Annotated in this window: 16 protein-coding genes; 6 read left to right on the top strand and 10 right to left on the bottom strand. The window is 59.2% G+C overall.

Going from position 1 to position 21,752, the window contains the following annotated elements:
* Positions 1 to 49 precede the first annotated feature (49 nt).
* Together EII30_RS03435 and EII30_RS03440 are read right to left on the bottom strand one after the other, a co-directional pair.
* Complete coding sequence (locus tag EII30_RS03435) at positions 50 to 739, bottom strand: ABC transporter ATP-binding protein (protein WP_124885937.1); 690 nt, start codon at positions 737 to 739, stop codon at positions 50 to 52.
* A gap of 36 nt (positions 740 to 775) precedes the next feature.
* Positions 776 to 1,924, bottom strand: coding sequence for an FtsX-like permease family protein (locus EII30_RS03440; protein ID WP_124885938.1), 1,149 nt, complete (start codon positions 1,922 to 1,924; stop codon positions 776 to 778).
* 148 nt (positions 1,925 to 2,072) lie between these two features.
* On the opposite strand from EII30_RS03440, the gene EII30_RS03445 reads away from it, so the two are divergent.
* Together EII30_RS03445 and EII30_RS03450 are read left to right on the top strand one after the other, a co-directional pair.
* Positions 2,073 to 3,350 (top strand): sensor histidine kinase, encoded by a 1,278-nt coding sequence (locus tag EII30_RS03445; RefSeq protein WP_124885939.1) that lies wholly within the window; start codon positions 2,073 to 2,075, stop codon positions 3,348 to 3,350.
* Positions 3,347 to 3,967 (top strand): response regulator transcription factor, encoded by a 621-nt coding sequence (locus tag EII30_RS03450; protein WP_124885940.1) that lies wholly within the window; start codon positions 3,347 to 3,349, stop codon positions 3,965 to 3,967. The genes EII30_RS03445 and EII30_RS03450 overlap by 4 nt, the downstream gene beginning before the upstream one ends.
* Positions 3,968 to 3,999: 32 nt before the next feature.
* On the opposite strand, the gene EII30_RS03455 is transcribed toward EII30_RS03450, so the two are convergent.
* The 7 genes from EII30_RS03455 to EII30_RS03485 all read right to left on the bottom strand — a co-directional run bounded on the left by EII30_RS03455 (position 4,000) and on the right by EII30_RS03485 (position 10,744).
* Positions 4,000 to 4,731, bottom strand: coding sequence for a 4Fe-4S single cluster domain-containing protein (locus EII30_RS03455; RefSeq protein ID WP_124885941.1), 732 nt, complete (start codon positions 4,729 to 4,731; stop codon positions 4,000 to 4,002).
* Complete coding sequence (locus EII30_RS03460) at positions 4,731 to 6,392, bottom strand: AAA family ATPase (protein WP_124885942.1); 1,662 nt, start codon at positions 6,390 to 6,392, stop codon at positions 4,731 to 4,733. The genes EII30_RS03455 and EII30_RS03460 overlap by 1 nt, the downstream gene beginning before the upstream one ends.
* Positions 6,385 to 7,335: a hypothetical protein gene (locus EII30_RS03465; protein WP_124885943.1), complete on the bottom strand. Its 951-nt coding sequence runs from the start codon at positions 7,333 to 7,335 to the stop codon at positions 6,385 to 6,387. Before EII30_RS03465 ends, EII30_RS03460 begins: the two co-directional genes overlap by 8 nt.
* A 1-nt stretch (position 7,336) precedes the next feature.
* The gene (locus EII30_RS03470; RefSeq protein WP_124885944.1) at positions 7,337 to 7,891 is read right to left on the bottom strand and encodes a hypothetical protein; all 555 of its coding nucleotides are present in this window, start codon (positions 7,889 to 7,891) and stop codon (positions 7,337 to 7,339) included.
* Entirely contained in the window at positions 7,888 to 8,163 is a 276-nt protein-coding gene (locus EII30_RS03475; RefSeq protein WP_124885945.1) for a DUF2997 domain-containing protein, read from the bottom strand. The genes EII30_RS03470 and EII30_RS03475 overlap by 4 nt, the downstream gene beginning before the upstream one ends.
* Complete coding sequence (locus EII30_RS03480) at positions 8,156 to 9,040, bottom strand: hypothetical protein (protein WP_124885946.1); 885 nt, start codon at positions 9,038 to 9,040, stop codon at positions 8,156 to 8,158. The genes EII30_RS03475 and EII30_RS03480 overlap by 8 nt, the downstream gene beginning before the upstream one ends.
* A 270-nt stretch (positions 9,041 to 9,310) precedes the next feature.
* A complete protein-coding gene (locus EII30_RS03485; protein ID WP_124885947.1) occupies positions 9,311 to 10,744 on the bottom strand; it encodes an ATP-binding protein in 1,434 nt (477 codons plus the stop codon).
* A 277-nt stretch (positions 10,745 to 11,021) separates the two neighbouring features.
* Here EII30_RS03485 and EII30_RS03490 point away from each other — a divergent pair, with 277 nt between their 5' ends.
* A complete protein-coding gene (locus EII30_RS03490) occupies positions 11,022 to 12,347 on the top strand; it encodes an ATP-dependent RecD-like DNA helicase (RefSeq protein WP_124885948.1) in 1,326 nt (441 codons plus the stop codon).
* On the opposite strand, the gene EII30_RS03495 is transcribed toward EII30_RS03490, so the two are convergent.
* On the bottom strand, positions 12,344 to 13,480 hold the full coding sequence (locus tag EII30_RS03495) for a biliverdin-producing heme oxygenase (RefSeq protein WP_233569260.1): 1,137 nt from the start codon (positions 13,478 to 13,480) through the stop codon (positions 12,344 to 12,346). The genes EII30_RS03490 and EII30_RS03495 overlap by 4 nt on opposite strands.
* 304 nt (positions 13,481 to 13,784) lie before the next feature.
* On the opposite strand from EII30_RS03495, the gene EII30_RS03500 reads away from it, so the two are divergent.
* The 3 genes from EII30_RS03500 (at position 13,785) to EII30_RS03510 (ending at position 21,750) form a co-directional block, all read left to right on the top strand.
* Complete coding sequence (locus EII30_RS03500) at positions 13,785 to 14,789, top strand: iron-siderophore ABC transporter substrate-binding protein (protein ID WP_124885949.1); 1,005 nt, start codon at positions 13,785 to 13,787, stop codon at positions 14,787 to 14,789.
* Between the two features lie 93 nt (positions 14,790 to 14,882).
* Positions 14,883 to 18,674 (top strand): YncE family protein, encoded by a 3,792-nt coding sequence (locus EII30_RS03505; protein ID WP_124885950.1) that lies wholly within the window; start codon positions 14,883 to 14,885, stop codon positions 18,672 to 18,674.
* A 166-nt stretch (positions 18,675 to 18,840) separates the two neighbouring features.
* Positions 18,841 to 21,750 carry a hypothetical protein gene (locus tag EII30_RS03510; protein ID WP_124885951.1) on the top strand — a complete coding sequence of 970 codons (2,910 nt, stop codon included), beginning with the start codon at positions 18,841 to 18,843 and terminating at the stop codon, positions 21,748 to 21,750.
* Positions 21,751 to 21,752: the final 2 nt, after the last annotated feature.

Raw genomic sequence — 21,752 nt, forward strand, 5'->3', positions numbered from 1 at the left:
GGCTATTTTCCCGCCATTCAGGCCAGTGTCTCCCAGCCCCGCGCCCGGCTCAGCCCCGCGCCCGGGTGAGCACACCGTCAGACATCACATACTCGGAGTCACACCAGTGCAGCTGCTCCCGGTCGTGAGTGACCACAACGGTTGCAAGGTTAAAGTCAACGGTCAGCTGCTTCAAAAGTGCCATAACCGCCTCACTGCGGACACTGTCGAGCGCGCTTGTTGGCTCATCCACCAGCAACACCCGCGGCGAGTTCATCAGCGCCCTGGCAATGTTGACGCGCTGCCGTTGCCCGCCGGAGAGTTCACCGGGGCGTTTTTTAGCGTGATCCGCCATATCAACCGCCGACAACAGCTCGGCGACCCGCTTACTCACGGCATTGCGCTGAGCCCTGCCACGTGTTGTGCCGCGCAACTCAGAGGCAATCTCCAGCTGCTCTGCAACGGTCAGTGAGGGAATCAGGTTGGGGGCCTGAAAAATAATCCCCAGCTTATCCCGGCGCAGCTTCGCCAGCTCCGCGCCGTTCATGCCGGTTGTGTCGACGCCCGCGATCGTGACCCTTCCGCGATTTGGGCGCTGCAGCGTTGCCGCAACCGCGAGCAGGCTTGATTTACCGGATCCGCTCGCCCCCGTAATCGCGACCATCTCGCCCGCATTAACCCGGAGGCTAACCCGGCGAAGCGCAACCGTTTCACTGTCACCATCCGGGTAGATCAGTTCTACGTCTGTTATCTCTAACACTTTTACTCCTTGTACTTCTTTTGCAATCGAGGGCTGCTAGGCGGCAGCTGCCTGCAGGGCGCTGTTTGGATCCGCTCGCACAACCTGTCTAAGCGATACCAGCGCACCGATGAGGCCAGCAACAACAATCATCACCGCCGGCAGCGCAACGGGAATCAAGCCTGAAACAAACGGCAGACTCAGGCTGACAGCTGAACCGAGCAAGAGGTTTGCGACCCCGCCAAGCAGCACACCGAGCACCAACACCAGCAGCGCCTGACCGAGACTGTCGCGCACAAGCCACGAGGTTTTTGCGCCAAGCGCCTTTAACACCGCGATATCTCGATACCGCTGCATCGACCACACCAGGAAGAAAACACCGATCACAAGTGTTGCAATAACAACCAGCATGCCAATCATCATGCCCAGCGAGCCGATCTCAGACTTGAACGACTCAAGCGCGAGCAGCGAGATCAAAAGCGGCTGCGCCTCTGTCTCGGTGAGCTGTGCGGTGTCGGCGATCAGGGTTTCTGTGTCAGCTTGTATGCCCGTGGCCGCCTGGGCTGATCCCGCTTCCCCCGTCTCGCCAGCTGCCTGCGCGGATCCTGTCGCAGTCTGCTTTAACAGCAGCACCGAGGCGAATCCGGCATCCTGCATAGTGCGCTGCTGCAGCTGGTGGGCACTCTCCAGCGAAATCCACGCCACTTCGCGGTGCGAATAGAACTCATCGCCGGTGATTTCTGTGACTGTGAGCGGGCTACCCGCGAGGGTCACAGTGTCGCCAACTGTCACACCAAGCTCCGCTGCAGCGCCCTCACCAAGAATGACATCTGAGCCGCGAGTTACCGCCTCACCTTCCGGATCCACCCCGGCAAAAAACACCAGCGGTTGCTTGGCGCTGTCAGATACGACTGCGCCGTTAACAATGCTGAGCGGGGTCACCCTCACCCCCTCAACCTCCTCCCAGGTGGCAACCGCGTCTGCGGAGATCGCAGATTCTGAGTACGAGAGTTTCTTGTCTGCCGTCGGGGCGCTGAACACCACCTGGTCGGCGCCGGTGCGCAGCAGCGCGGAAATGTTTTGGCTGGCGAGCCCGCCCGTCAGACCGGTGAGGAAACCAACCAGCATCGTCATCAACGCAACGACTGTAACGATGAGGGAAAACCTTCCCTGGGCAAACCTTAATTCACGAATTGCTAAGAACATACTTATCAGTCTGGTCGCTTGCCAACCGCCAGAGAACCGCAAAAAGGTCGGCTTTTTGTCATCCTTTTGGATGATTTACAAGCGGCACCTACTGGTTTTGCTGAGCGTGCCATAGCGACACTACCCAAAACGCAGCTAGGCTGAAACTATGACTGTTGCCCTCTCCCGCTCTGCCTCGCGACCGCTCGAGCTGTCGATCCTCGCGGGCGCGCTCGCACTGATGGCCCTGCCGAGCGCGCTGGCCTTTGCCGAGGCGGATCCTGGTCGCACCCGCATCCTAACCTTCTCCCTCCTCAGCGCGGCACAGTTGCTGATCGGTAGTTACTGGCTAAGCCGCAGCGGTGTTTCGCTGCTATCCCCCGCAACCCGAATCAACTGGCGAGTCGTTTTGCACCTGATTGTGTTCAGCTCCCTGTGGGCGGTGGTGATTGCCGACAGCCCCTATGCAAGCTATCTGCTGTTTGTGCTCGTCCTAAAAAGCTACTGGCTGCTACCACCCCTGCCCGGGTTCATCGCCGCCACGCTGCTCACCGCCGGCACAATCGGGGGTGAGCTAATGCACCACAGCTGGTCACCGTTCACAGTGCTCGGACCGCTAATCGCCTTCGCGATTATTTCCGTGTTTTCGGCGCTGTTGCGTAGCCTGCTCGCCGCGAATAACGCCAAGTCGCGGGCACTCGCAGAGCTAACAGCCGCCCGTGAACAGCTCGCCGAAACGGAGCGCCGAGCCGGAGTTCTAGCGGAGCGCAGCCGCATCGCCGCCGAACTGCACGACACCGTCGCCCAGTCACTATCAAGCATCCAGCTGTTTCTACAAATGGCGGCTAACAAACCCGAGAGTTCTGCCAAGCACATTGAGCTTGCCCGCGCCGCTGCCGCGCACTCTCTCGCTGAAACTCGCAGCTTCATAACCGAGCTAAAGGCGCCCGCCGACCTGCGCGGCAACTCACTGCCTACCGCTCTCAGGCAGGTGGTGGATCGCGCAGCCCAGCACTCAATCGCCCGCGCCGCCGAATCCCCCGCCGCCGGCTCGCCAACTGCCAAACCGGTCACGACCGCGTTTTCGCTGCGGTGCGAGCTGGGCGGATCCACACTGCCTCTCGCACACGAGACAACGCTGCTGCGCATCTGTCAGGCGTCAATCGAGAATGTTGTGCAGCACGCCGGCGCCGCGCACTGTGAAGTGCGGCTGAGTGCAAGCGACAACGAGGTGCGGCTGGAAATCGACGATGACGGCGTTGGTTTTGACTACGATCAACAGCTGGTTTCCGCTGTGCAGTCCGACAGTGGCTGGGGTCTAAAACTGCTTGCCGATCGGGTGCAAATCTTGGGCGGCAACCTCGCGGTTGTGACAGAACCGGGCGCCGGATGCTTAACCTCAGTGACGCTACCGCTGAAAAACAACCAAACCGGAGAAACCCCATGATTCGCATGGTGATAGTTGATGACCACCCGATTGTACGCAGCGGGCTGCGGGCCGTGTTTGCTGACGATCCCGGCTTTCAGGTAGTCGGTGAGGCAGACCGTGCCGCTGCCTCGGTCGCGCTTGCAACCGAACTGCAACCTGACCTGGTGACAATGGATCTGCGCTTCCCGGAGGGGATGAGCGGGGTGGAAGCGATTATTGAACTGCGCGCCCTACAACAGCCACCAGCGATTCTGGTACTCACCAATTACGCCGATGACAGCGATATTTCCCGCGCGATTGCGGCCGGTGCACAGGGCTACCTGTTGAAGGATGCGGCACCGGCAGAGCTTTTGCGTGCCGCCCGGGCTGCAGCGAACGGCAGCTCTGTTATTGCCCCGCTGGTCGCCGAGAAACTGGTGCAGCGGATGCGTGATCCACAGCCGGATCTAACGCAGCGGGAGCTCGATGTTTTGCGGGCGCTCGCGGGCGGAGCCAGCAATAAACAGATTAGCGAGCAGCTGTTTATTGGGGCAACCACTGTCAAAACCCACCTGGCGAGAATCTACGCAAAGCTCGGTGTCAGCAGTCGCACCGCGGCACTCGTGCGGGCACGCGAACTTGGCTTGGTTGACTGATATTTCAGCGCAGCGACAAAAGTCGATGAGTTTTACTGTTTGGTGCGCCGCAGCTCGGCAAATAAGGCATCCAGGGTTTCACTGTCTGCCCAGCCGTTCACCGCTGTTGTACCATCGGCTGCCACGGTGATCTCTAACCTGTCTGGCAGCTGCTGCCAAGCCCCCTGCAGGTGACTGTAACGCGGGGTCAGCGTGTGGAAGCCCTGATTGCGCGATCCCACCCACGGTCGCTCGTGATCTAGATCCTCCCTGATAAACGGACCGTCAATCAGCAGATCCGTGGCTGCCAACAGCTGTTCTGTGGCGGTGTCACCGGCAGCTGCGCGAGCCTCCAACTGCTCCAGCGTGTATCCCGTGAAGCTCATCACCGTCAGCCCTGCATCTTGCACCAGCCGCGTGAACGGCGCCAACGCAGCAGCCTGCTCGAAGGGTTCACCCCCGAGCAGCGTAACACCCTCGACTCGCCGCTCGGGAATCATCGCGAACAGTTCCGCGGCGCTCATTTCGGTGCCACCGCGACTCGTCCAATACTGCGGGTTAAAGCACCCCGGGCAACGGATTGTGCAGCCCTGCACCCACAGTGCAAAGCGATTTCCTGGACCCTCCGCAACCGTTTCCGGCACCACACGGGCCACCCGAATCGGGGGCGATTCCGGAGGTTGCTGCGGGGTTTCTGGCGCGAGTGGATCCGCAGCTGACCGAGGTGGATCCGCTGCTTGGCGCGATATTTCCTGCCGCACCCGCGGAAATGGCAGCTCAGTCATTAAAAGTCGACGATTCGCCCACCGCGTGACTCATCGCTGCGCTCCGCGGTTTTCGGAGGCTGAGCAGCCGTCGCCGCAGCGGTTACCGTGTAGCCTGCGCGATCCTCACGAGATGTTGCCGCGACTGCTCGTTCGTCAGCCCAGGCGCGCAGTTTCGCGATCTGTTCCGGTTGGGTGACCGCGAGCGGCACCATCGTGTCAGCCGCGTGGCGCAGATCCGCCATCGTCAGCTTCCGCTGAGCCGTGTAGGAGTCGAACATTGCCGAGATCACGGCCTGTTCAATCTCCGAGCCAGACCAGCCCTTGCTGAGGTTCACCAGCTCTACCAGGTTTGCGTCAAGGTCGATCTCGTGCTCAACCCGCGGATTTTGCAGCCGCTTGCCAAGGTGCAGCCGCCAAATCACGTCACGCTCAACAGCGGTTGGCAGATCCACAAAGAAAATCTCGTCAAAGCGGCCCTTGCGCAAAAGCTCGGGCGGCAGGGCATCAATGTTGTTGGCGGTTGCGATCACAAAAACCGGTGCTTTCTTCTCCTGCATCCAGGTTAGGAAAGACCCGAAAACGCGAGATGAGGTGCCCGAATCGTGTGACTGCATAACCCCGGAGAAACCTTTTTCGATCTCGTCTATCCAAAGCACACAGGGTGAAACTGCCTCGGCGGCTTGAATCGCGGTGCGCATGTTTTGTTCGCTGGATCCAACCAGCCCCGAGAACACCTTCCCGATGTCGAACCGCAACAGCGGCAGCTGCCAGGCAGAGGCTACAGCCTTCGCGGTCAGTGACTTACCACAGCCCGGCACACCCGTAATCAAAACCCCGCGCGGCGCAGGCAAACCGTATGCGGCAGCCTCCGCCATCCACGAGTTCTTGCGCTTGCCAAGCCACCGTTTCAGATTCTGCAACCCGCCCACATCATTGAGGTTAATCTGGGCATCAACAAACTCTAACATCCCCGATTTGCGAATAGTCTGCTGTTTTTCCGCGGTGATAATATCGACGTCTCTCGCGCTGAGTTTGCCGTCCTCCACAATCGCGAGGGCAATAGCGTTCTCGGTTTCTTGCAGAGTCAAACCGCGTGCCGCGTCAATTAGACGCTCCCGGTCTTCCGCGGGCAGGTCGATTGCGATCCGCCCAGAGTGTGAGTTTGCGGCGACGATACCGTCGAGTGCTTCCCCGATTTGGGCAGCTCCCGGCAGCGGAAAATCAACAATGGTGACATCTTTTTGCAGGTCAATCGGCAGCTCAACACCGGGCGCAACCATCACCAGGGTGCGAGCCACCTCACCGTTTTGGAAGGCAGCAGCGATATCGCGGATCGCGCGCACAACTGTCGGGTCTGCGGGGCGCCGCTGGTCCCCGAGGGAGGCGTGCAGGTCCACTAACACAAAAACCGCTGCTTCGGTTTCGCGATGAAGAATCTCAGTCAGTGCGTCGAGGGGAGTTTTGGTGTGACCGATCGGGCTCTGTTCGCTGTCAAGCAACCCGTCGGTCAGCGACCAGCGGTAAACCTTTCTAGGGGTGCGCACCTGTGCGGCATCGGTGGCGACCGCGGTGATCTCACTCAGCACCCGCTGTTCCTCGTGGGTTTCAATCAACAGCACCGGGAAGCGAGCCTTAATTAGTTGGGCTAGCTCTCTCCGGAAACGTGTCTGTTCAGACATCGAGGATCCTTCCTTGTCGCGGCGGTTTTGTTTTCGCCGGTTTTTGTTGCCGCTCCGCCGGGGTGTGGGGAGAAACGGTGTGCGGAGAGCCAGCGGGCTGGGAGTCAGCGGGCGGTGTCTGCACGAAGCTAAGGCGTGAGCGGATCGCGGCAGCCTCGTGCGGCTGCAAATCCAGCGCCGCGATCACATCGGTGATATCCCGCACCATGTCACGGTCACGCAGAGCAACCAGCTGCTCGGCGCGTGATCGGCTGATAAACGGCAGCACCTCCAGCTGATCGACGGAGGCGGTTGCAAGATCCACCAACCCGACTGTGCCGAAGGCGCGCTGTGTGTCGATCTCATCCCAGCTGCGGAAGCGGGGTTGCGGGGAGCTGCTGCGGCGCACCTCCTGTGCTGCTAGTGGCACCGCGCTGCTTCGACGCGCTGCCTGAGAGGCTGGCTGCGCTGTGCTGCTGCGCTGCGAAGCCGACGCACCAGCCTGCGCTGTACTGCCCTGGCTCGCCGCCCGCTCACTGTTTTGCGCGCCGGCTTCACCGCTGATGTTCCTCAGCCGTGCCGTGAACCAGTTGCTTGCCGCAGGAACCTCCTGCCCAAGCATCTCCCGCCGCCAGGTAGTCCGCAAATATCCGGGGTTGATATACAAACCCAGCAATACTGGCCCGATCCACAAAAAGATGTGCATAAATTGGGTTTCGTCGACGTCATCGTTAAACAGAGTGAACGGCAGGTAGAGAATGCTGAGACCCAACAGCACCAGTGCGATAGCGTTCATGCCAGGGCTTCGCCATTTTTTCGCCAGCCAGAAATATGACACAAAACTGATGTAGCCGAGACCAAACACCGCCGGCAGAATCCACAAACTACGCCGCAGCATCCAACCGAGCGGCGGTTTATCGGGCGGCTGCTGTCGTGCCTGCAGAGGGGAGCTGTTTCGTGTCATGTTATGCTTCCACGTTCACGGTGTCTAACACAATGCGGATGTTCTGTTCCGCGTCGATGGTTTGTGAGCTGACTCGCATCCCAATATTCTCCGCCTGGGCGTGGATCCGCTCAACCACCGCCTTTTGCACCAGTTTGCCGTATGCAGCATCGAGCTGCCGCAGCAACTCGGCAGCCTCCGCCTCGGTCACCGTGTGCTCCTCATAATGTCCCGCGTTCACGGTGCTCGCCGCCTCCGCGTGGGCAACCCACACACCGCTGTTATCGCGGCTCATTGTCAGGCGGATCCGGTTAACCTCCGCCACAACCGCGTCCTCCGCCGCTTCCTGCACGGCCACGCCAAGCTCCTCAAGAGCGCGCACCAAAAGCCCGGTGTCACGCATCCTGGTTTGCACCTGCAGCACCGTCGCATCGGCTGTTTCTGTGCTGGTGTGAACTGTCTGTTGAGCGACGCTGCCCGCTGCCAGGTCCTCTTTCGCATGCTTGGTTTTGTGGGCGGCTACCACGCCGGCGGTCATCGTAAACGCGATCGGCAACAGAATCACTGACACGCTCATTCTGCGACCCCCTGCTGCACGGCAGTGCCGGTTACGAGGTTGTCAGCGGCGAGGGTTTCGGTAGAGATGTTGCCTGCAACAGAATTGTAGTTGTGCGCCGGGGTAACACCGCGATGATAGTCAGCTGTAAACTCAGAGGTCACAGTGTTGGCGGCGAGCAGATCCTCCAAAACCTCAATATAATCGAGGCAGTCCGGGCCGGTTACGCCCTCGGTTTTTGCCTGCACAGTGCCATCGGGTTGCACGGTCAAAATAACTCGCGGGCTAGCCATTTGGGTCTCCCTGGTAGTTTTCTCGCTGCCGCTGCATTTCTTCCTGCACCGCAGCATCACGTTCATCATAGTCAGAGTCTTGCACCCAAGCGCGCCAGGTTTGCCCGGGTTTTGCGTACACGGTCACAGCATATCCTTGCACCGACCCAGCGGGATAGTTGTTGCTATCTGACTTGTCTTCCCCAAGATAAATTCCTACACCGTACCCTTCATCAGAGTTGTTTTGGCAGCCGCACCTACCACAGATGGTGACCGTCTCATCCATTGCGTCAGTAAGCTGCAGCTTAATATACTCTCCGGGGCCGTGATAGTAGAAGGAACCCGTTCCGGTGCTTTGCCATTCCGCGTAAACGGGTAGATTCTCAAAGACCGTTTGTGGTTTGATGCCCGTCACCGGCTCCACTTTGATTTTCCAGCTGCTGCTCCTGACCGTGAGCAACTCCCCCCGCAGCATTTTCAGCACTATCGGGCTGACTGGAAACCCTTGGCTGGAATCGGTTGCAATTCCCTGCGAAAATCTTGAATTCTTCGACCTTGCTTCGTCTTCGTAAATATCCAGGATGACGCTGTCTTCAGCCGCTTCCAGGATGGTGATCTGTAGCAGCTCGGCGGCCTTCAGCTCGGAGCTGAGTGGCACCACTGTCCTTTGATTATTGCCGGAGTAGGTTGTGTCGTTATTTTTTTCTGCTGTCTCAGCTGCGCGTTTGCGTTCCGCGGCAAGCTGCTCGGCAACCTCCTCTGTCTGTGTGTACCAGGGGAAGATCCTGCCAAAATAAAGCAGCTGACCTGCCACCATCGCCGTCAAAACAAGCCCGACAGCGACGCTCCAAAAGATGGAGAATCGCCTCACCTGCCTGCTCACTCTGTTGATGGTCACAGTGTGATTATATAGCGATGTTGCTGTTGCTATAGAAAAACCCGCGGTTGTTCTTTGCCCGCCGCTGAGTTTCCCCGATTATCCTCAGTGATTTTAGCGTTCCCCCTACACTCGCGGCAGTGTCTGCAAACCAACTTACCCGGGAACTCACTACTTAACTCACTACCTACTCACTACAGTAGTGAGTTGAGTAGTGAGTTCAGTAGTCACTTAGTGGACGAGTTGCCCACCCGCTCAATAGAACCGCGGTGAGCTCAGGGATCCACACCGCTACAGCTTCATGCGATAGCGCTGCTTCGGGCTGCGGCTCGGCTCGGTTTTTTCAATGGTGTTATCAGCTACTAGGTCGCTCAGCGCCTTCTGAATACCGCCGCGACTGTATTTTGTTCCCAGCATAAGCTCTTTCACACTAATGCTGTCTTGTTTTTCAAGGCGCTTCAGAATGTAATCTTTAGCGGTCGCGTTACGCTCTGCAGGTGCAACACGACGCTTATAAAAGGTGATCCTGAAGGAGCTAAAACTACTCTCGATCTTCGCCGGCGGCATCAAAGCTTCTGCCAGCGCCTTGTTAATCACAGTAATGCCGGTCCCTCTGTTTTCTGCAACCAGACGGTTCTCAGCATCTTTAGTATTTTCCAGCATGTATGCAAGCAGCTGGTTTCTTGTAGAACTTACCGACCTATTGCCAAGCTGGTCAATCGTTACAGCCCCGAAGAGACCACCTGGGTTTTGTATTTCCAAACGGTCAACAAACATATCCACCTGCACCTGCGCACCCCTAGCAGGGGGAGAGTAGTCGCGGTGCATAAGCGCGTTCACGATCGCCTCACGCACTGCCACTAGCGGGTATTCTGGAACCTCTCTGCGTTGTGCATCCTCAAAATATGCCGCAGTTCGCATATTCTGATGCACAAGACTCAACGTTCTATCAACGAGTTCTGGGATCGAACCAGATAGCGTCCTACTGTCTATCAGTCTCTCCCCTGTAAGGATCGGAGCGCGGTCTGTTCCCGGATACAGCGCAAATGTCACGGTTAGCCGCCTAAAGAACTGTTGCGGATAGTCCCCGAGAGCGAGCAACGCAGCAAGTGTTGGCGATCCCTCTCTGGCTATGCCCAGCCGATCAAGGACAAACGCTTCTCCGTTTTTAAACAGATTAGTACGTTCACGACGTTCCCGCGCCAACAGTGCTTCAACCCTGTCCGGGTCAAGATCTTCAACACCGGCCTCAGTAACCAGTTCTTCATCCCATTTGGGCTGTGTTTTCTCCTCACGCAAGCGATTAACCTCATAATCAGTCAGCCGCACATCACCGTCGCTAATTCGCTTGAAACTACCACTATACATGCCCCTGTCTCGGATATAGCAGGGCTTGTCATACTGCTGCATCTCTGGAATCTCGGCGGCCAGAATTTTTACATCATCTATTACGACTGGATGAATAATCAGGTTAACCGGCGGCTGTAGTTGCCCCGCTCGCGTCTCTAACTGATCTGCTGCCTTGTCTGCATCGAAATTCTCAACAGGTTGAAATCCAGATTCCTCACTCAAGCCGACCAGCAAAAGTCCACCACTGGTGTTAGAAAAAGCGCTGAGTGTTTCTAAAATACTCTTGCCAACACCGCTCTTGACCTCAACCTTGGAAGTGTCCCTACCTAGCAGCCGCAGGTGATTAACAACGTATTCTATCCTCTGCTGATCCATAACGCTTCACTCCTTAAGCTGGCGTAATTTCAAGGCTGTAGCTGTAACTATACACTAACTCCCCCATATACTCACTACCTAACTCACTACTGTAGTGAGTTGGTAGTGAGTTAAGTAGTCACTTAGTGAACGAATTGCTCGCTTACCCAATGAAACAGCCGTAAGTACGGGGATCCACACCAGGTTCAGCCGCCTGGCCTGTGCTATCCAGACAAAACAATCCACAACCCCCACAACACGGCCACCCCTCGCTACACCGTCAAGTAAACTTAGAGCTATGTCTGCCAGCAAGCTTAAAACTCCGCCGCTCAGTCCCGAACAGCAGACTATTTTTGAGCGGGCAGACAATAGCCGCGAACACATCTTTATCACCGGTCGCGCCGGAACCGGCAAGTCGACGCTGCTCTCATACCTGGCGAGTCACACGAGCAAGAACCTCGCGATCTGTGCCCCCACGGGCGTCGCAGCGTTGAACGTCGGCGGGCAGACGATCCACTCACTGCTACAGCTAACAACCGGGGTTATCGCCGATCACCGCCTGAACCAGAGCCCGGAACGCCGCAAACTGCTGCGAGCGCTCGACACCCTAATCATCGACGAGATTTCGATGGTCAGCGCCGATTTGATGGACGCCATTGACCGCTGTCTCCGGGAGGCGCGTGGCCGCCGCCACGACCCCTTCGGCGGGGTGCAGATCATCATGTTTGGGGATCCATACCAGCTACCGCCCGTGCCACCCCGCGACCCAGAGGAGCGCGCCTACTTCAAAGACACTTACCGGTCACTGTGGTTTTTTGACGCGAAGGTGTGGCAGACGACGCCGGTGACGGTGCTGGAGCTGAACAGGATACATCGCCAAAAAGACGCGCGATTCAAAGAGATTCTAAACGCGGTTAGGATCGGGCACGTCACCGCCGATATGGCTAACGACCTCAACACCGCTGGCCGCCGGCAACCACCTAAGACGCACACGATCACGCTCGCGACAACGAACCGCACCGTTAACGAGATCAACCAGCGGAAACTCGCTGAGATCGACGGCAAACTGTTGAAGGCGGAGGCCGAGATCACGGGCGAGTTTAAACAGAACGTGTTCCCGGCGGACGAGGTGCTGGAGTTAAAGGTTGGCGCGCAGGTGATGTTCCTGCGCAACGACCCCGACGGCCGCTGGGTTAACGGCACAATCGGCACGGTTTCCCGCATCGACGGCACCGTCTGGGTTGAGGTTGACAAAAAAGAGTTCGAGGTTGAGCCGACCGTTTGGGAACGCTACCAGTACAGCTACGACCCCGAGTCGAAGAAGCTGGAGCGCGAGGTCGTCGCCGAGTTTGAGCAGTTTCCGCTCAGGTTGGCGTGGGCTGTGACGATCCACAAGTCGCAGGGGCACACCTACGATAGCGCCGTTGTGGATCTCGGTCCCCGCGCTTTTACCGCCGGTCAGGCCTATGTTGCGTTGAGCCGCGTGCGCAGTCTGAACGGGCTATATCTGCGGCGCGAACTGCGCCCCGGCGACGTGATCGTCGACCCGCACGTCGCCCGGTTTATGCATGAGCGGCTAACAACCCAAAACATTGTGCCGGCTGACCAGCTGCCGCTCAGCTAGCTCTGCGCGGCCTTCGCCGCCGCCAGGTCGTTAAAGACGGCGGTGTTAAACTCGTAGGCGATCCGCACCTCGTCGAGGAAACGCTCACGATCTTCCTCGCTCAGCCGCTCACCGAGCAGGTCAAGCTGCTCACGGTAGGCGTTCTTGAACGCACCAAGCGGCGCAATCTCGCTAAAGTCGTAAAACTCGACCCCTGACTTCTCAAAGCCGTGCTGTTTGCGCATCTGCTTCGCGATCATCTGCCCGCCCGACAGGTCGCCGAGGTATCTGGTGTAGTGGTGGGCAATAACGGCGGGCAACCAACCAGCGGCGGCGACCTCGCGGATCCGCTCAGTGTATGCGGCGGTTGCGGCAACCGGCTGAATTTGATCGCGCCAGTCTGGCCCGAGCAGGTGCTCAAGGTCGCGCTCTAGCGTCGCAATGCGGCGCAGCCCGGGCGGATCAAACGCGGCAAGCTGCTCATCTGCGGCGCCGTGCAGCAGGTCGCTCGCCGCCTCCAGCTCGATATAGAGGAAGTAGTGCTGCGCAACCAGCGCAATATAGTCGGCGAGCGGCGACTCACACCGCATAATGCTCGCCATAAAGTCCGCGCCCTCACTGTCAGAGTGCCACATCCAGCTTTTTGTGCGGATCACCTGCGAAAACGGTGCATCGGCGGGGAGCTCTGCTGGTTCCCCATGATGGCCCTTGCCGTCCGGGTGGCGGCGGTAGGAGTGCTTCGCGTCACCGTGCGGGTGACCGCCGTGTGCGTGGTGATCTCCGTGCGGGTGATCGCTCGCGGCATCCGCCTCGGCAGGCTCGCCACCCTCGGTAGCCTCGCCGCCCTCAGCAGAGTCGGCGGGGTCGTCCGCGATCCCAAGCCTCTCCTTCGCCTGCTTGAACAGCACAACCACCTGCTCGCGGATTTGCGGGCGCTCGGAGATTGGCGCGCCCGGCCAGTCGATTCGCAGCTGCTTTTCACCGCCCTCGGCGGCAACCCGCCAGTCTGAGCCGTTTTCGTCAAAGCCCAGCATCGTCGCGGCGGTCGCCTCTGGCGCCCCGTGGGCGCGCACGATCAGCAGATTGTCTGCGCCGTGATCATCGTTCATGTGCGCGAGCACACGCTCTGTAACCTCTTTTGAAAAAATACTCACAGAATAAGCGTAATCAGCCTTTGCACAGGTTTCTACATCATCTGATGATAAAATTGCGCCTCGGCGTGTCGCCCTTAGATAGTACGACAAAACTTTTTAGAAAACCCCGATCAGCGCAATGACGCAAAATATCTGCCTAAAACATTGCCGAAAATTACAAAAAGCTATTTACATCAGAGTCATTCTTGGTTAGGCTAAACATCGTCTGACTTATTAAAGCGGTGTTGCAAGTCTGCATAAAAGCTCAAACTTCAGTTTTTATCAGCAAACCCCCACCCCGCTGCCAATAACTCACAGGAGCAATTTGAAGAAGCAGCTAATCGCCGTCGCAGCCAGCGTGCTGCTGCTGTTTGGTGTCACCGCTTGCGGATCCGCCGGCGCAGCAAACAGCGGCCCCGCCGTGCCTGACGGTCCGAGCCGCACGGTTGTCGATGCCGAGGGAACCGAGGTGAAGGTGCCGGAGAACCCGGAGCGGATCGTCGCTCTCTCCGAGCCAACCCTCGACGGCCTGCTGGCGCTCGACATTGAACCGATTGGCGCGGTTAGCGGCCGTGGGCAGTCCGCTGTCCCCAACTATCTGCAGGATCGCGCCGGTGATATTAAGCTGCTCGGCGGTGTTGCGCAGCCAAACTTTGAGGCGATTGGCGCGGCAAAACCCGACCTGATCCTGGTTGACGGCACCAGCATCAACAACAACCCGCCCGTGATCGCGGCACTGCGCCGCATCGCACCGGTTGTTTACACCGGTTACGCGGGCGGTGACTGGCGCAAGAACTTTGAGCTGGTTGCGGAGGCAACCAACAAACAGGACGCCGCAGCCAAGGTGCTCGCCGACTACGATGAGGTGATCGCGGCAGCAAAACCGCAGCTTTCGCAGTTTGACGGCAAAACCTTCTCGATTGTCCGCTGGCAGGGTAACTCCGCCGCACTGATCCTAAAAGAACTGCCGCCCGGTCGCGCACTCAGTGACCTCGGCCTTGCCCGCCCAGCAAACCAGGACCGTGAGGGCCGCGGCCACTCCGAGCCCGTCTCGCTTGAAAACCTGACCGAGATCGATGCCGACTACATCTTCTTCGGCACCCTTGGCGGATCCAGCGTCGGCAACCCGAACGCGGGCGGCACCGCCGACATTGAGGGCGCGGAGCTCGCTCTCGCCGAGGCAGCCAAGGCTCCCGGGTTCACCTCGCTTAACGCATACCAGAACGACCAGATCATCCTGGTTGACGGATCCGCTTGGACATCAACCGGCGGGCCAATTCTGATGCGCACAATCGTCGACAACATTATCGAGGCCCTGGTCACCAGCTAAAAAGCCCCGGTCAAGAACTAACCAAACAGCAAAAACCAACAACTGAATATCACTGAAACCCACCACACAACCAAACACTGAGAGGACGAGAGCGTGAAAGAGCAAAAGTCGCCCTGGTTGCGACACAGCAAGCTAGCGGTTGTTACCGCAGCCTGCGTTGGTTTGATCGCCACACCGACCCAGGCACTGGCGGACACCGGAGAGGATGAGTGGCGCGCTGACGTCACCTCCGTTGAAACCGGTGTCACCCGCGGCTACCAGCTGGAATACAGCAACGGCAAGGTCTATGTTGCTGATCCACAGTGGCGCAGTGAAACAGGCAGCTTCGGCACACCTGAAAACACTCCGTTTGAGAAGGATGACCAGCGCAGCATGCGCACAACCTTCTCCCCCTACGGCGTAGAGGTTGACCCTGACGTGAACGGCGAAACCGTGCTCGTCACAACCACCGCCCGCCAGACCGCTGCGGAAGCAACCGACGGCAAATACCAGTACGGCGGTGGCGTTGTGGTCTACTCTGCTTCGCAGGGCGCTCCAACCGATGCGGATCGCGTTTTCCGCTACAACGACGGTTCACCGGTGTTCTCTGGTCCCCGCCGAATCGCGGTTGATAAACAGCGCAACCTCGCCTATGTCACTAACCTCGGATCCTCACGCAGCAACGCGCCAGAGAACCGTGACGGCTACATCACCGTGCTCGATCTCACCAAGCGCGGCACCGCAGCGGTTATTGCACAGGTCACAGTGCCTGACGCAGCCGGCGCAATCGGTGTCAGCGTTGACGAGGCAAACAACCTGATCTACGTTGGTGGATTCAAGGACGCCGGTGAAACCGGGATCGACACCGAGAAGCTCTACGTTATCGACGGCAGCAAGCTGGTGAAGAACCGCCCAACCGACTTTACGGCAAACAACGGCGCAATTCGCGCGCTTGACGCGGTTGTTGGTGGCAACGCCCGGCCGTTCTATGATGCCGCAACCAAGAAGGTTTACGTTTCAGCCTACGACGCTTCAACAATCACCGTTGTTAACGCGGATCCAGCCAACGCCGCCGAGTACGGCAAGGCTGTGAAATCAATCAAGGTTGAGGGAACCGCTCCTGACCCAAGCAAGCCACGTCTGCAGCTGGGCACCAACGAGGTGACCGTTGACGCAGCTCGCGGCCTGCTCTACTCAGCAAACCTGGACGCCGGTATCACCGTCTACGACATTAACGATGACTACGCTCAGCTCGAGTTCACCGCCCAGGACGGCACCAAAACCCGCGAGATTCGCGGCAGCGGCCGCACCGTTAACGTGGTGCTGAACCCAGCTAATGGCGAGGTTTGGGGATCCACGATCGGCAACACCGGTAAGGTAGACATCTTCAAGGTCACCGGCGGCGACGCTACGGCAACGCCAGCGCCAACCCCGACACCGACACCAACTCCAACCCCGCAGCCACCGGCTCAGGACGAGGAGACCATCACCTTCACAACCAACGGCACCGCGCCTGGCACCGTCACCCTGCCAAAGAACTGGGTTGCCGGTAAGCCGCTGACCGTGAAGGGCACCGGCTTCACCGCGAACAAGGCTGGAAACGGCGCACGCATCGCGGTTAAGGTGAACACTGGTGGTGTTTCTGCTATGCCAGAACCAGCTAACAGCGAGGGTATCTCTGACCTCTGGGCTGTGATTGACGCGGACGAGAACGGTAACTTCACAGCGGAGTTCCCATTCCCAACACCTGACAACTCCAATGTTACCGCAACACCAGAGCCGGGTACCCAGTACGACTTCGCGTTCCTGACCGGCAGCCTGGGTGTTGGCACAGACCGTGAGAGCTCAATCCGTGGCGGCCGCACACCAAAGGTCACCGTGGTGGCAGCTGAGGCAGCTCAGCCAGCTCCGTCACAGCCAGCAGCTCCGGCACAGCCTCAGGCTCCTGCGCAGCCAGCGGATCCAGCAGCAACCTCTAACAAGGTTTGGCAGGCAGCTGTTGAGTCCTTCGACACCGGTGTACAGAACGGTTACCAGCTGGCCCTCGACGGCACCAGCGCATACGTTGCTGACGCCAAGTGGACAACCGGCAAGGACCTCGGAACCGGCAAGCTCGTGCAGGTTAACATCGCTGACCGCAAGATCGTGAAGAACCACGACTTCACCCAGCTGCGCCGCAACGACGGCAAGTTTGTTGCCAGCGAGGTAACCACCGAGGCTGACGGCAAGCTCGTTGTGATCGACGCTAAGACCAAAAAGGTTGAGGGCAAGCTCTCATACCTGGATCTGACCCGTAACGACGGCACCGGCAAGAAAGAGAACGAGCCATTCGACTGGAGCGACTTCGAGGCAGCAACCTCAAAGAGCGGCGTTCGCAGCAGCTTCTCACCATACGGTGTGGCTGTTGACCCTGACGTGAACGGTTCACCTGTGGCTGTCACCACCAACGCTCGCCAGAACGCAAGCGTTGCAAGCGGTGGCAAGTACACCCACGGTGGCGGCATCGTTGTCTTCAACCCGAACAAGGGCAACCCAACTGACGCGGATCGCGTATTCGAGTACGAGGACGGCACCCCGGTGTTCGCTGGTCCACGCCGTGTTGACATCGACGACGCCCGCAACCTCGCCTACGTCACAAGCCTCGGCGCTCGTGGTGAGGCAGGCTACGTCACAGTGCTGGATCTGACCAAGCGCGGTATCGACTCCGTTGTTGCGCAGGTACCACTGCCTAACGGTGCTCGCACAGTCGGCACCGCTGTTGACTCAGAGAACAACCGTATCTACGTGGGTAGCCTCGTGGAGAGCGGCAAGCTCTACGTCATCGACGGCAACAAGATTAAGCGCGACGCTCCAAAGGACTTCACCGTTAACGCCGGTGCGGTTTCCGAGCTGGAGGCAGTGGTTGGCAGCAACAGCCGCCCAACCTACAACGCAGCCGACAAGCGCCTCTACGTCTCATCGTTCGCTGACGCAACCATCACCGTGGTAAACGCTGACCCAGCTGACGCAAACTACGGTAAAGAGGTGAAGAAGATCAGCGTTGAGAGCACCGCTGACGGCCAGCGCGCACAGAAGTCAACCAACTCTGTTGCGATTGACAACGAGCGTGGCCTGCTGTTCTCTGCAAACCTTGACGCAGGTGTAACCGTCTACAACATTAAGGACGATTACAAGCCAGTTACCTTCACCGCCGCAGATGGCAGCAAGTACACCGAGATTAAGACCGGTGGCCGTGCTGTTAACTTCGGAATCAACCCGGAGACCGGCGAGGTTTGGGTATCAAACTGGGGCGACAGCGGCAAGGTTGATGTGATCAACATCACCAAGCGCACCGCGAAACCAGCTGAGCCAAGCGACATCACCCCACCAGCTAACAGCGACGAGCTGACCAAGCTGGCTGACGGTGGCCTGATTGGCGAGCAGGACGGAAACACCGTAACCATCAAGAACATCCCGGTAGCTGACTACGGCTGGGTACACATCTACGGTTACAGCACCCCAAGCTACACCGGCGCCTTCGAGGTTGTTGGTGGACAGACCAAGGTTGATGTTTCCGGATTCTCAGTCGGCAAGCACTTCCTCGCGGTTTACAACACCGACGGTAAGTTCCTCGGATACGTACCGTTTGTAATCCAGGAGAAGCCAGCAGCTCCGGGCACCGGCAACACCGGCACCCCGGGTGACACCGGAACTCCAAGCACCCCGGGTGCAACCGGTAACACCGGTGACACCGGCAAGGCACCTGGTGCAGCAGGCGCGGGAACCGGCACCACCAGCGGTAAGGGCGGATCCACCCTGGCACGCACCGGTGCGGGTGACCTCACCCTGCCACTGGCGCTCGGTGTGGTTGCGCTGCTGGCCGGCGCAGTAACCACGGTTGCTGCACGCCGCAAGCGCCACTGCTAACCCAGAAAAACAACTAAATATCGCTTAACTAACAAACACTAAGGCGGGATGTGTCGCCGTGGATTTTCAGGTCTGCGGCGGCACATCCTAAAGCCGTTTATACCCCCTCCAAGCAAATCAGACAGAGAATTTGCCAGCCGAGAAACCAAGAAAGCGCTCATCTACAATGACTGTCACAACCGCCAACCAGAAACGGCACAGTACCGGGCCGAGCAAGCGACCAAACCGGCAGCTGCTCGCCCGCTTCGCGGTAGCGACCGCTGCAATTGCGGCGCTGATCGCACCAAACCTGCAAGCGCAAACCCCCGCACTCGCCGAAGACGCCCCCGTGCAGGAGTACACCTCACCGTCCGACCCAACGGTGAAATACACCGCCCCAACTGTCCTCAAACCGGGGCAAGACATTGTCATCAGCGGCACCGGCTGGACCAACACCGCGGGCAGTGAGGGATCCCTGATAACCGTGCTCATCGACGCCGCACGATCAGGCGACCCCAACACCGTCTACACCAAGCGCAACGTGGTGGATCCAACCACCGGCAGCGTTGAAACCGACAAGCGCCTGCAGGCGATCATCAAGGCTGACGCCAGCGGTAAATGGCAGGCAACCATCCCCTACCCGACAGCCGAAAACGCGCAGCTCGCAAACGGCACCTGGAACGAGTGGCAGCCAGACTCCGAGCACACGCTGCGGTTCCTCACCGGCACCCGGTTAGAGGGCGATAAGGGTCGCAGCCTGTCCGCCAAGTTCAAGGTTGCGCCAGCACCAACCACACCGGGCACCCCGAGCGACCCGGGAACCCCGACAAGCTGCTCCCCGTCTGTTCCTCAGGCAACCGTGAGCATCGACCAGGGCACCGCGAAACTCGGCGAAACCCTGAAAATCAGCGGTAAGGGCTGGTGTCACAAAGATCCCACCCAGGGCGGATCCGTGATCGGCATCAAACTTGACGGCGGCGCCTACTCGCGCATCGATGACAGCGTCCACCGCAATAAAACCATCTGGGCGCTGGTGACAGCCGATGCCGCAACCGGTGACTGGACTCACGAGCTGCAGCTGCCGGACGGCACCGCGGCAACCAGCACCCCCGCCTTCCCGGAGGGTGAGCACACCCTGCAGCTGTTGACAGGTTCACTAAAACCGGGTGACACACAGCGTTCAATTGTCACCGGCAAGTTCATCGTCGGAGATGTGCAGGCGGGGCCAGCGGATCCGCCAACCTGGGAGCACGTCACAGTCACCGGTGAGGGTGCCACAGCCTGGGTGCAGAAAGATGTTGCTGCCGGCGATAACGGCAAACTGAAGATTAAGGGAACCGGCTGGCAGAACCAGGCGAAAACCGGTGGCTCAACCGTCGCGATCAAGATTAACGCGAGCGACACAAAACAGTACGAGCACAGCGGCAGTGACATTGTCAGCCACCCATCAGCCCCCGGTGACGCAACCATTTGGGCGCTGCTCGCACCCCAGAATCCGAGCAACCACAAGCACGTGTTCAAGGTTGAGCCAGACGGTAACTTCGAGATTGAGATTGACGCACCAAAGGGACTAACCAAGGGACAGTATTTAACCGTCAGGTTCCAGTCCGGCCTGTTTGCGGCTAGCGATGTGGCGCGAACCCTGACAACCGAGCACCTGAGCGTTGACGGCGAAACCTTCAAACCCGCAGACAGCGACAGCAAGGTCACCTGTGTCCCATCAGTTCCTGAAGCAACCATCAGCATCGACCAGAAGAGCGCCAAAATGGGCGGACTTTTGCGGGTGAGTGGTAAGGGCTGGTGCCACCCGGGCGAGAAAATGGGCGGATCCCGCATCGCCTTCAAAATCGACGAGGGTAAATACAGTCACCTAACCTCCGACCTGCACTCCAACCGCACTATTTGGGCGCTGGTTGACGCAAACCCGGCAAACGGTGACTTTGTAACCGATATTCGCCTGCCGGACGGCACCGCTGCGACCAGCGCGCCAGCGTTCGAGAACGGCGTACACACCCTGCGCCTGCTCACCGGTTCGCTGATCGAGGGCGATAAAACCCGCAGCATGAAATCGGCAGAGTTCGTGGTTGGCGAGTACGCACCGGGCGCGCTGCCGGATCCGCTCGACATCGCGGGCGGGGCACTCACCGAGGCGAACCGTGGCAGCATAACCGTTGAGCGGATCGCGACTCCCGCACCGGGCAGCTGGAAGGTTAGGGTGCCGGGTGCTCAGGAGGGCGACTGGCTGTTCATAAACACCTACGCCGGTAACTCCGCGCGCACCAGCTTCCCCGAGTGGTATCGCGCCGACAAAGACGGCAGTGTCACCCTCAGCCTCGCCGGTGTCACCCTGCAGGCGGGCCGGCTCGCGGTCACCGTGCAGTCCGGTAACGAGGGTAAAATCGGCGACCTGCTCGGCTGGACCGAGATTGTGATCGCGGCGGATCCGGCACCGCAGCAGTCAACCCTGCTACAGCCGCAACCAGCCGCTGCCCCGGCCGCGGCGGTAACCCGCCCAGCGGCAACAACACAGCAGACAAGGCGCACCGTCCGCACCCTGGTTGCATCGCCCGCGAACACCGCGCCAACCGTTGTGCCTGAGCTTGCGATTAAACGCGCAAGCCAGCTAAAAGGCACCAACAAAGGCAAGGTGACCGGTGTAATTGACGGCACTGTGCTGACGATCACCGCCGCCGATAAGAAGGCTCGCGAGTGGGTTTACGCGCAGATCTTCACCGGCGCGGACGTCCGCGCGGTCGGCTGGGTGCAGCTCGATAACGCGCTGTCCGCGAAAATCGACATCGCTGACCTGCCAGACGGCAACCACAAGGTTGCGCTGTTCAACGAGACCGGTGAGCTGATCGGCTGGGTGAGCGCGCCAAAGGGCGAGATTAAAGCGGCGACGCTGACCGAAAAACAAGAAACCAAGAAAACCAGTGACGGCGGCGAAGACACCGCAACCCCGGTTGAAGCCGGTGACGAAAGCGGGGCGGGCATTGATCCGCTAACCTTAAACCTGCTGCTCGCTGGCGCTGGACTGCTCGTGCTCGCGGGCGGCATCACGGGCGCGCTGGTTATTGTGAAACGGAAGCGAGGCTAGTG

The organism is Leucobacter sp. OH1287, assembly GCF_003859945.1.
GTDB lineage: Bacteria > Actinomycetota > Actinomycetes > Actinomycetales > Microbacteriaceae > Canibacter.

Coding starts and splice junctions, on each gene's coding strand:
- EII30_RS03455 (WP_124885941.1), bottom strand. CDS start 4,731: ATGACTGAGCTGCCATTTCCGCGGGTGCGGCAGGAAATATCGCGCCAA.
- EII30_RS03450 (WP_124885940.1), top strand. CDS start 3,347: ATGATTCGCATGGTGATAGTTGATGACCACCCGATTGTACGCAGCGGG.
- EII30_RS03440 (WP_124885938.1), bottom strand. CDS start 1,924: ATGTTCTTAGCAATTCGTGAATTAAGGTTTGCCCAGGGAAGGTTTTCC.
- EII30_RS03475 (WP_124885945.1), bottom strand. CDS start 8,163: ATGGCTAGCCCGCGAGTTATTTTGACCGTGCAACCCGATGGCACTGTG.
- EII30_RS03445 (WP_124885939.1), top strand. CDS start 2,073: ATGACTGTTGCCCTCTCCCGCTCTGCCTCGCGACCGCTCGAGCTGTCG.
- EII30_RS03465 (WP_124885943.1), bottom strand. CDS start 7,335: ATGACACGAAACAGCTCCCCTCTGCAGGCACGACAGCAGCCGCCCGAT.
- EII30_RS03460 (WP_124885942.1), bottom strand. CDS start 6,392: ATGTCTGAACAGACACGTTTCCGGAGAGAGCTAGCCCAACTAATTAAG.
- EII30_RS03470 (WP_124885944.1), bottom strand. CDS start 7,891: ATGAGCGTGTCAGTGATTCTGTTGCCGATCGCGTTTACGATGACCGCC.
- EII30_RS03490 (WP_124885948.1), top strand. CDS start 11,022: ATGTCTGCCAGCAAGCTTAAAACTCCGCCGCTCAGTCCCGAACAGCAG.
- EII30_RS03510 (WP_124885951.1), top strand. CDS start 18,841: ATGACTGTCACAACCGCCAACCAGAAACGGCACAGTACCGGGCCGAGC.
- EII30_RS03485 (WP_124885947.1), bottom strand. CDS start 10,744: ATGGATCAGCAGAGGATAGAATACGTTGTTAATCACCTGCGGCTGCTA.